The 9,099-nt window shown below is 38.3% G+C and carries 13 protein-coding genes; 6 read left to right on the top strand and 7 right to left on the bottom strand.

Annotated elements, in window-relative coordinates; all coding sequences use genetic code 11:
* Positions 1 to 88: 88 nt before the first annotated feature.
* A complete protein-coding gene (locus AAV96_RS01065) occupies positions 89 to 406 on the top strand; it encodes a hypothetical protein (protein ID WP_046737977.1) in 318 nt (105 codons plus the stop codon).
* A gap of 40 nt (positions 407 to 446) precedes the next feature.
* Here the strand turns inward: AAV96_RS01065 and AAV96_RS01060 are convergent, their stop codons facing one another.
* Together AAV96_RS01060 and radC are read right to left on the bottom strand one after the other, a co-directional pair.
* Positions 447 to 1,358, bottom strand: coding sequence for a bestrophin family protein (locus tag AAV96_RS01060; protein WP_004664130.1), 912 nt, complete (start codon positions 1,356 to 1,358; stop codon positions 447 to 449).
* Positions 1,359 to 1,402: 44 nt separating this feature from the next.
* Positions 1,403 to 2,125: a RadC family protein gene (gene radC, locus AAV96_RS01055; protein ID WP_046737976.1), complete on the bottom strand. Its 723-nt coding sequence runs from the start codon at positions 2,123 to 2,125 to the stop codon at positions 1,403 to 1,405.
* Positions 2,126 to 2,235: 110 nt separating this feature from the next.
* On the opposite strand from radC, the gene coaBC reads away from it, so the two are divergent.
* Entirely contained in the window at positions 2,236 to 3,492 is a 1,257-nt protein-coding gene (gene coaBC, locus AAV96_RS01050; RefSeq protein WP_004664133.1) for a bifunctional phosphopantothenoylcysteine decarboxylase/phosphopantothenate--cysteine ligase CoaBC, read from the top strand.
* A gap of 19 nt (positions 3,493 to 3,511) precedes the next feature.
* Here the strand turns inward: coaBC and AAV96_RS01045 are convergent, their stop codons facing one another.
* A complete protein-coding gene (locus tag AAV96_RS01045; protein ID WP_046737975.1) occupies positions 3,512 to 4,000 on the bottom strand; it encodes a hydrolase in 489 nt (162 codons plus the stop codon).
* 279 nt (positions 4,001 to 4,279) lie between these two features.
* Between AAV96_RS01045 and AAV96_RS01040 the strand changes: the two genes are divergently transcribed.
* The 3 genes from AAV96_RS01040 to AAV96_RS01030 all read left to right on the top strand — a co-directional run bounded on the left by AAV96_RS01040 (position 4,280) and on the right by AAV96_RS01030 (position 6,298).
* Entirely contained in the window at positions 4,280 to 4,657 is a 378-nt protein-coding gene (locus tag AAV96_RS01040) for a cytochrome b562 (RefSeq protein ID WP_046737974.1), read from the top strand.
* Positions 4,658 to 4,860: 203 nt separating this feature from the next.
* A complete protein-coding gene (locus tag AAV96_RS01035; RefSeq protein ID WP_046737973.1) occupies positions 4,861 to 5,703 on the top strand; it encodes a bifunctional transcriptional activator/DNA repair enzyme AdaA in 843 nt (280 codons plus the stop codon).
* Entirely contained in the window at positions 5,690 to 6,298 is a 609-nt protein-coding gene (locus tag AAV96_RS01030) for an alpha-ketoglutarate-dependent dioxygenase AlkB family protein (RefSeq protein WP_046737972.1), read from the top strand. The genes AAV96_RS01035 and AAV96_RS01030 overlap by 14 nt, the downstream gene beginning before the upstream one ends.
* 60 nt (positions 6,299 to 6,358) lie before the next feature.
* On the opposite strand, the gene secB is transcribed toward AAV96_RS01030, so the two are convergent.
* From secB to rsgA, 4 genes are all read right to left on the bottom strand, one after another.
* On the bottom strand, positions 6,359 to 6,817 hold the full coding sequence (secB, locus tag AAV96_RS01025) for a protein-export chaperone SecB (RefSeq protein ID WP_004664141.1): 459 nt from the start codon (positions 6,815 to 6,817) through the stop codon (positions 6,359 to 6,361).
* 27 nt (positions 6,818 to 6,844) lie between these two features.
* Entirely contained in the window at positions 6,845 to 7,105 is a 261-nt protein-coding gene (grxC, locus tag AAV96_RS01020; protein WP_004664142.1) for a glutaredoxin 3, read from the bottom strand.
* 11 nt (positions 7,106 to 7,116) lie between these two features.
* A complete protein-coding gene (locus AAV96_RS01015) occupies positions 7,117 to 7,533 on the bottom strand; it encodes a rhodanese-like domain-containing protein (RefSeq protein WP_004664144.1) in 417 nt (138 codons plus the stop codon).
* Between the two features lie 94 nt (positions 7,534 to 7,627).
* On the bottom strand, positions 7,628 to 8,686 hold the full coding sequence (gene rsgA, locus AAV96_RS01010) for a ribosome small subunit-dependent GTPase A (RefSeq protein WP_046737971.1): 1,059 nt from the start codon (positions 8,684 to 8,686) through the stop codon (positions 7,628 to 7,630).
* 124 nt (positions 8,687 to 8,810) lie between these two features.
* On the opposite strand from rsgA, the gene orn reads away from it, so the two are divergent.
* Positions 8,811 to 9,099 (top strand): oligoribonuclease (orn, locus tag AAV96_RS01005; protein WP_046737970.1); only part of this gene is annotated, 289 nt, incomplete at its 3' end.

Raw genomic sequence — 9,099 nt, 5'->3', positions numbered from 1 at the left:
CTAAAGTGAAAGAAGGGCAGATAGGTATTTGGGAAAGTTTTAGGTAAAATTTCAAAAATATTTGAAGTTTTTTAATATAGAGGTTGGTATGGCATGTATTTGGCCGAGTGGAGATGACAAAATCATCTTAAGTGTAGATTTTAATTTGATTGATTTTGCTGAGGTAAATAAGCTGCCATGGCATGAGTTTGATGATGATGGCTTAGGAAGAACAATAGCAACTCATATATATGAAAAAGAAAACTTTCCTGTAGTTTTTATGAAGCATCTTCAAGCTCAAAAAGCGTATGTCGATATTCATATTGATAGTTCATGTATAGATATTAAAGAATGGGAAAATATTTTAATCGAGAAATATTTTAAGAATGACTTTATCTATTTTAGATGGTCTGATTATAACACTTAAGAAATAATCTTTTACTCGATAAATGTTTCCTCTTTATAATTTACAATAAATTATGATCATGTGCTTGAATCGGTGGAGGAGTTGGGCGACCTAATGTTCCCAGTAACTCAATTTCAATTGAACGCACCATCGCATCTAAAGGTAAGTCATTGCTTTGTGTTCCAAATGGTTCTTCAATTTCTGTACTTAAAGCATCTAACCCCAAAAATGTATAAGCCAAAATTCCGACTAAAAGTGGGGTTACTAGACCTAATAAAGACCCTAAACTAAACGGCAGCATAAAACAGAAAAAATATACGGTGCGATTCAGTAAAACAGAGTAGGCAAATGGAATCGGGGTATTCGCAATACGATCACAGCCCGTTTGCATTTCACTTAAGGCTGCGACATGGCGGTTCATTTGAGTATAGATAATATCTGATATTTCACCTTCTTTCATGGCTTGTAATAGTTCCCATTGAATCAGGCTAAGTGTGTATTGCGGTGCATTATGTTGTTGATAGAGTTGAGTTAGTGCTTGCTGGCTTAGACCACTGGTTTCCGTAAGTTCAGTGGGATTTGCTGTTTGGTGACGTAAGCGGTCGCGTAACACATTCGCAAATACAATTACATTTTGAATAATACGTTCGCGGCGAGCCTGAGTTAATACACGACAGTCACGATCAAAATGACGAGAAGTTGCAATTAAAACACCCCAAAGCTTACGTGCTTCCCACCAGCGATCATAACAAGCTGTATTCTTAAAACCTAAAAAAATCGAAAGGACAACCCCAATCAGTGTAAAACCTACCAAAGGAATTTCTGGAAATCGATACAGATCTACATACTCAACACCACCAATAATGGCAGAGATGAGCATGACAAATCCTAGAGAGGGTAAAATTTTAGGTAAAATCGTCCCGCGCCATGAGAATAAAACTTTAAAAATACTCGGTTGATCACGGACAATCATGTTATTTGAATCATTAATTTTATGTGTTGATGTTCGGGTTAGATTTATGCTTTGTCAAGCTCAGATTGCTTGATTTGAATAGGGCTGAGTAGTTGTTGTTCAGAAAATGAAAAATGAGCATCAGGTGCAATAATGAAATGATCAATCAGTTTAATTTCAACGAGTTTACAGGCTTGTTTGAGTTGCTGAGTCAGATAAATATCTTCTGGTGAAGGTTGAGCAATACCATAAGGATGATTATGTGCAACCACGATTTGGCAAGCCTGTTGTTGTAAAGCATATCGTAAGGTTTGATTCAGTGAAACGCTGCATGAATGATGTGAACCAAAAAAGAGTTTTTTAAAATGTAGTTTTCTCAGCTCAGCATCTAAACACAATACAGCAAATACCTCTTGTTTTTCACCTTGAAGTTCATAGCGTAAATAATCGAGTACTAAGCTTGAGGTATCTAGACATAAACGTTGTTGATGAAAATAATTATGCAGGTAACGTCTTCCTAACTCTTTGACGGCCATCAATTGGGCATATTTGGTGGATGCAATTCCATTAAATTGAGATAAGTCCTCAAGTGAAGCATCAAAAATTGGATTTAAGCCGCCAAAATGTTGAATCAGAATCCGAGATAGTTCAACAGCAGAATGTTGCTTTGAGCCTGAACGTAGAAAAATTGCTAAAAGTTCTGCATCAGATAAGCTTTGCGCACCTTGTAGTAATAAGCGTTCACGTGGGCGTTCTTGTTCAGGCCAAGTTTTTATAGATTGATTCATTTTTATTCACGTAATTTTTTTATGATGATGATTTTTCCAAGTACATCACTTGGGTATGACCGTATTTAATGCTATTGTGAGCGCCACTGCAACAGTAAGGTATCCTGTTTGTGAGCTTTGATCTAAGTGTTATTCCACATAAAAACATTATATTAGCGGTTACTGGTGGTATTGCTGCCTATAAAAGTGCGATTTTAGTACGCCGTTTAAAAGATTTTGGTTTCGATGTTCGTGTCGTAATGACGCACGGCGCACAAGCATTTATTACACCGCTCACTTTCCAAGCTTTGTCAGGTAATCCTGTACATACTGAATTATTGGATCCTGAAGCGGAAGCAGGCATGGGGCATATCGAATTGGCGCGTTGGGCCGATCTCGTCTTGGTTGCACCAGCAAGTTGTGACAGCATTGCAAAATTTGCCAATGGTTTGGCAGATGATTTACTGAGCACCTTATATTTAGCAACGAAAGCCCCTGTGTGGGTTGCACCTGCTATGAATCAACAAATGTGGGCAGCGAAAGCGACTCAGCGTAATTTGCAAACTTTGGTTGAAGATGGTGTTCATGTCATTATGCCTGATGCCGGCGAACAAGCATGTGGTGATGTCGGCTTAGGACGTATGCCTGAACCTGAAGATTTGGCACGTCAAGTTGCTGCATATTTTCATAAAGCTCAGCGTGCGATTGCTGAAAAATTTGGCTTATTGGCTGGTAAACGTGTCACTATTACAGCTGGTCCGACACGAGAAGCAATTGATCCTGTTCGTTATATTTCCAATCACAGTACGGGTAAAATGGGTTTTTCACTAGCAGCCGCTTGTTACGCAGCTGGTGCAAAAGTCACTTTAGTTGCAGGTCCAGTGAGTTTAGATACACCAAATGGTGTACAACGAATTAATGTAAGTTCAGCCATGCAAATGCTTGATGTCAGTATGAATCAGCTTAAAGAAGGTTGTGATATTTTTATTGCGACGGCGGCAGTTGCTGATTATCGCGTGGCTCAAGTTGCAGAACATAAAATTAAAAAAGCAGGTGATGAACTTGCAGTGGCTTTAGTGAAGAACCCAGATATTGTGGCGACGATTGCAGAGCAACAACAACGTCCATTTATGGTTGGTTTTGCAGCTGAAACCCAAAATGTTGAGCAATATGCAGCAGGAAAATTGGTTGCTAAAAAGCTCGATATGATTGCGTGCAATGATGTATCACGCCCTGATATTGGTTTTGCCTCAGATGAAAATGCAATGACGGTTTTCTTTGCTCAGTCTTACCATATGCAAAAACGCGAATTAGAGAAAGCATCAAAACAAGAGATTTCACAACAATTGGTGGAGTCAATTGCGGATGCATTACGGCGCCGTTTATAGAATGGATCAAGGGAGTGTTTTACACTCCCTTCTTTTTAAGTTTCAAAATAATCAACCAGCATAAACTGCCTAAAATGGCACTGAATACGCAGCCATAGAAAATAATTGAATAAGGAATTAATCCTAATAATGGATTTTGCAATATCCACGGATAAAACAAATAAACATCATGATGCATAAAGGCATCTAAGAGAATATGACTAAAACTACCGATATAGGCACTGATCGCAGCAGTTTTCCATGAAATACTCCATTTTCTATGACTTATAATTGATAACCCCCATTCACTGATGGGTTTACCGATCAGGAGAGCAATACTACCTATGAGAGTCGCACCCATTAAATTATGTGTATATAGGTGTAAATATTGCCAGCCATAGATCAAACCCAATAAAGGTTCAATATCCATTAAAACCTGTGTACCTGCAAAAATCATCATGCTAAATCGTTGTTGACCAATTGCTTTACAACAACAGCCAATTCCTAAATGTAAAGGTGTGATCGGCATTTTATTCTCTCTTATTATGGTTCTTTATCTGGATCTGCCATCATAAAGCAGGCTAGTAACGTTATGAATAACATCTTCTATAGAACAGATCATGGAATGTGTGATTAAAATGTCTACATCCTATGACTACACACATATCCTTTTATTAAAATGCAACGAAATCGTTGCATTTTTTATGTATGCTAAAACAGCGCAGCAATATATGCAGCCAAATCAGAGTTAAATAAGTTTTGCTTCTGATCAGCCATCTACAGCCACAGTTTTCGATAGGATATCTTGATGATTAAAAAAACTTTAGCCACCGTGATTATGTTGTCTTCTCTTGCCCTTAGCAGCACCGTTATGGCTGCGGGCTTATCTGATGATATGAAAGCTTTAGGTAAAAACTATAAAGCGTTTAACCAAGCTGAAAATCCACAAGCAGCGACAACTGCTTTAAATAATATGCGTAATGCAGCAACGCATTCAAAACAATATAAATTAGCTGCAAATACAACGGACAAAGTACCGACCTCAACAGCTTTATTTGATCAAATTATTGTTGAGATTGATAAGGCTAAAGTACTTGTTCAAGCAGGTAAATTAGATGAAGCAAAAAAACAAGGCAAAAAAATTGCCGAGTTACGTGATCAGGGGCATAAATACTATACACACTAATCTCATCGATATGATTGATGAGTCATCCCTTGTAATGAGCTAAAGTATTTTATGTTCTATCTTTTAAAAGCTGTGCTTGAATGAGCGCAGTTTTTTATTTGTACAGAGAGAAGAATAAACAAAAACTTAAACTTAGCATGATTCAGATTTTCACTGCATTTTAAAATTGATACAGTGAAAATGTGAATGATGAGAGGTGGTCTATGTCCTCACAACAACATTATCAGAAAGTTGCTCAAGCAATTGCTTATATTCAACAAAATTTTCAGCAGCAGCCACAACTTGAAGAGGTGGCAGCTCATATTCATTTGAGCCCAGCACATTTTCAACGTCTGTTTACGGAATGGGTGGGGACGAGCCCTAAGAAATTTTTGCAATATACCAGTATTGAATATGCAAAACAGATTCTGAAGCAGCAACAGGGCAGTATCTTTGATGCGACTTTTGCCACAGGTTTATCGAGTACCAGTCGATTACATGATCTTTTTCTTCAGATTGAAGGAATGACACCTGCTGAATATAAAAATGGTGGTGAAGCTTTAACAATTTCTTATCAATTTGCAGAAACATTATTCGGTGAGGTTTTAGTTGCTTCAACATACAAGGGAATTTGCGCTTTAACATTTGTAAAAAATCCAACAGAAGCTTTACAGCATTTAAAAGCACAATTTCCTAAAGCAATGTTTATAGCGCAATCAGATTCATTTCAGCAAAGTGCTTTGGCACTGTTTCAGACAGATCACAATCAATTGGCCAAGATTAAATTACATTTAAAAGGGACAGCGTTTCAGTTGAAGGTTTGGCAATCTTTACTCAAAATTCCAATGGGTCAACTCACGACTTATGGAGAGCTTGCAAAATCGATTGATCATCCTAAAGCTGCACGTGCGGTGGGTACCGCAATTGGTAGTAATCCGATTGCTTTTCTGATTCCATGCCATCGTGTGATTCAATCGACAGGTGCATTCGGCGGATATGAATGGGGAGAGTTGAGAAAAACGGCAATGATTGCTTGGGAGGGCGTACATACCCATGCAACTATTTGATATTGATGCGGATCCAAGTCATAACTATTTACCCTATCAAGGCACTGTTCAATATTATGGAAAAGTGGTTCCAAATTTGAGAGCAGACGATTATTTTGACAAGCTCATGCAAAATATTGCATGGGAAAATGATCAAGCAATCATTTTTGGGCGAAAAATCATCACCAAAAGAAAAGTGGCTTGGTATGGTGATCAGGCATTTGAATATACCTATTCAAATATCAATAAATATGCATTACCTTGGACAAAAGAATTACTCGAATTAAAGGTACTTGTCGAAAGCTTAACAGGTGAATTATTTAACTCATGCCTGCTCAATCTTTATCACACAGGTGAAGAAGGCATGGCTTGGCATAGTGATGATGAAACAGATCTTAAAAGAGATGGTGCAATCGCTTCACTCAGTTTTGGTGCAGAAAGAAAATTTGCATTTAAACATAAACATAGCAAGGAAAAAATCGAGTTGTACTTAGAGCATGGCAGTTTATTGGTCATGAAAGATACGACTCAAAGCTACTGGCTACATCGTTTACCACCAACCAAGAAAGTGACCACACCTAGAGTTAATTTGACCTTTAGAACAATTGTTGATTGATTATTTGACAATAAAAAAGGACTGAAAATCAGTCCTTTTTTAATACAATGATCAGCTTGATTATGCTTGACCCTGTGCATCAGCATCCGCTTGTAAACGTTGCATGTTTGCTTCGAACTCAGCATCAAAGTTAATTGGTGTGAGTAACAATTGTGGGAAGCTACCCTTAGTGACTAAGTCATTTACAGACTCACGTAAGAATGGGAATAGAATATTTGGGCAGTATGCACCTAAAATGTAAGGAAGGCGATCTTCTTCTACACCATCAATAAGGAAAATACCTGATTGAGTTACATCAACGATGAACGCAGTTTCATTTTCATTATTTGCTTGAACCACAACTTTTAAAGACACTTCGTAGTGTGTTGGATCAATTTTTTCTGCTGAAGAAGATAAATTGATGTTGAGTTCTGGCTGCCATTGTTTAGTAAATACTTGCGCACCAGGAACCTCAAAAGAAATGTCTTTTGTATAAATACGTTCTAACGCGAGTTGTGGTTGAACTTGTTCTTCGCTCATTGTTTTTCCTTAAATCTTGGAGTGTTGTTAAGCTAATAATTGGTCGAGTTTACCTTCACGCTCTAAAGCATAAAGTTGATCAAAACCACCGATAAATTGATCTTTAATAAAAATTTGAGGCACAGTACGATGATTGGTACGTTGCATTAACTCAATACGAACTTCAGGGGCTTCATTGGAAAGATTAATTTCTTTATAAGCAACGCCTTTACGCTCCAATAATTGTTTTGCGCGTACGCAATATGGACAAGAAAGCGTTGAATAAATTGTGACGTTTGAGGTTGTCATTTCATCTCTCCTTAAGCTTTGGTTTTACTTTTCACTAAAGGTAAGCCTTGAGCTTTCCAGTTGCTAATACCACCATCTAAACGATAGCTATCCGTATGAGCAACTTTTTGCAATGCAGAGCCAGCAACTTGCCCTAAGTTACAAATAAATACCAATGGACGATCACTTGCTTTTAACTCATCAATGTGACTAGTGATTTGGCTATATGGAATATTTTGACTACCACTAATATGGCCATCACGGAAATCTTTCGCATCACGTAAGTCGATCAACATGGCATTTTTTGCCTTGACCAAAATACCAAGTGATTGTGGTGAAATTTTACGACCATTACGTTGTCCTTCTAAAATAAAGAACAACACAATTAACACGCCGAGCGCACCAAACAAGAAGGGATGATTCCCCATAAACTCTAACCAGCGTTCCACAAGTCACCTAAAGTTAAAATCAAAATTGACCCTGAGTATAACTTATCTCTATGGTGATCAAAAATGTTAGTTCAAGGGCAAAACTAGAAGAAAACTAACTTTTTTGCTGCGCTTCTTGAATCTCGTCAATGAGGCGTAGGTAACTGTCTAAACGACGTGGCAAAATTTCGCCAGCATCAACCGCTTGTTTTAGGGCACAATTTTTCTCATGGGTATGGGTGCAGTTACGGAACTGACACAGCCCTAAATGTGCTTCGATGTCTGGAAAACCAGTCCGAACTTTCTCTAAGCTGAGATGCCAAAGTCCAAATTCACGAATACCTGGGGAATCAATGAGCGCGCCGTTTGTTCCAAATTTAATCAAACGAGTCGAAGTCGTGGTGTGTTGACCAAGCGCTGAGTTCTCAGAAATAATATTGGTTTTCTGAGCTGCATCAGGAACAATGGTATTAATGAGTGAACTTTTTCCAACACCAGACTGTCCAACGAAAGCAACGGTTTCATTATCTAAACGTGCTGAAAGTGCTGATAAGTCACCCTGAGAATGGCAAATTAGCGTTTCATAACCCAATGCTTCATATTCACTAAGTAGCGTCAGAATTGGATCATTTTCGGTGAGTAAGTCTGATTTATTCAGTACCAGTAAGGCTGGAATATTGGCATCGGCGCAGGCAACTAGGTAGCGGTCAATCAATGTCGGTGCAGGCTCTGGCAAGGGCGCGAATACAATCACGATCAAACTAATATTGGCTGCGACTGGTTTGACTTTGTGATAACGGTCAGGGCGAGTCAATAATGATTGTCTTGGATAAATCGCAGTAATAATGCCTAAGCCCGTATTCGGATCTGCTTGCCACTTGACTCGATCACCTGTAACCAATAGTTCTAAATTAGTACGAGTATGACAGCGCCAAATACTATCTAACTCGATTGGTTTCCAGAATGGCTCTGGTTCGCCTTCGGCAATTTGTGGTTTTTCAGGATGCTGTTCTGGAACCGATAAGGCTTGCACTTCGAGTTGACGACCATAATGCTGAACAACCAGTCCATCTAAATCTTGCGATGTATCAATGTCGTCTTGACGTGATTTGTGTTGTTTCTCAATACGACGCTGTTGTTGTTCAGTTAAACGACGCTTACGAATTAAAGCCATTCATGTCCCAAAAAATCCACACTTTGAAGACCGCAAAAATAGCATGAAGCCGCTATAGAATTACAGCCAAGATGTAATTAATTTGCTACTATTAATGTTTTTAAGCCCTTTAGAATCGCTATTTATGAGCAGCACCCCAGATACACGATTAATTTGGATTGACCTTGAAATGACAGGTCTTGATACTGATAATGACAAGATTATTGAAATTGCAACAATTATTACAGATGACAACCTTAATATTTTAGCTGAAGGGCCTGTTTTAGCTGTCCATCAATCAGATCTCATTTTGAATGCAATGGATGAGTGGAATACCAAGCAACATGGTCAATCTGGTTTAATCGAACGCGTACGTCGCAGCAAGTTGAATGCACAAGATGTAGAGCAGCAAACACTTGAGTTCTTAAAGAAAT

The organism is Acinetobacter sp. AG1 (assembly GCF_001005525.1).
GTDB classification, from domain to species: Bacteria; Pseudomonadota; Gammaproteobacteria; order Pseudomonadales; family Moraxellaceae; genus Acinetobacter; species Acinetobacter modestus.
The sequence above is the reverse complement of the archived record's forward strand: the minus strand, read 5'-3'. Positions and strand labels throughout refer to the sequence as shown.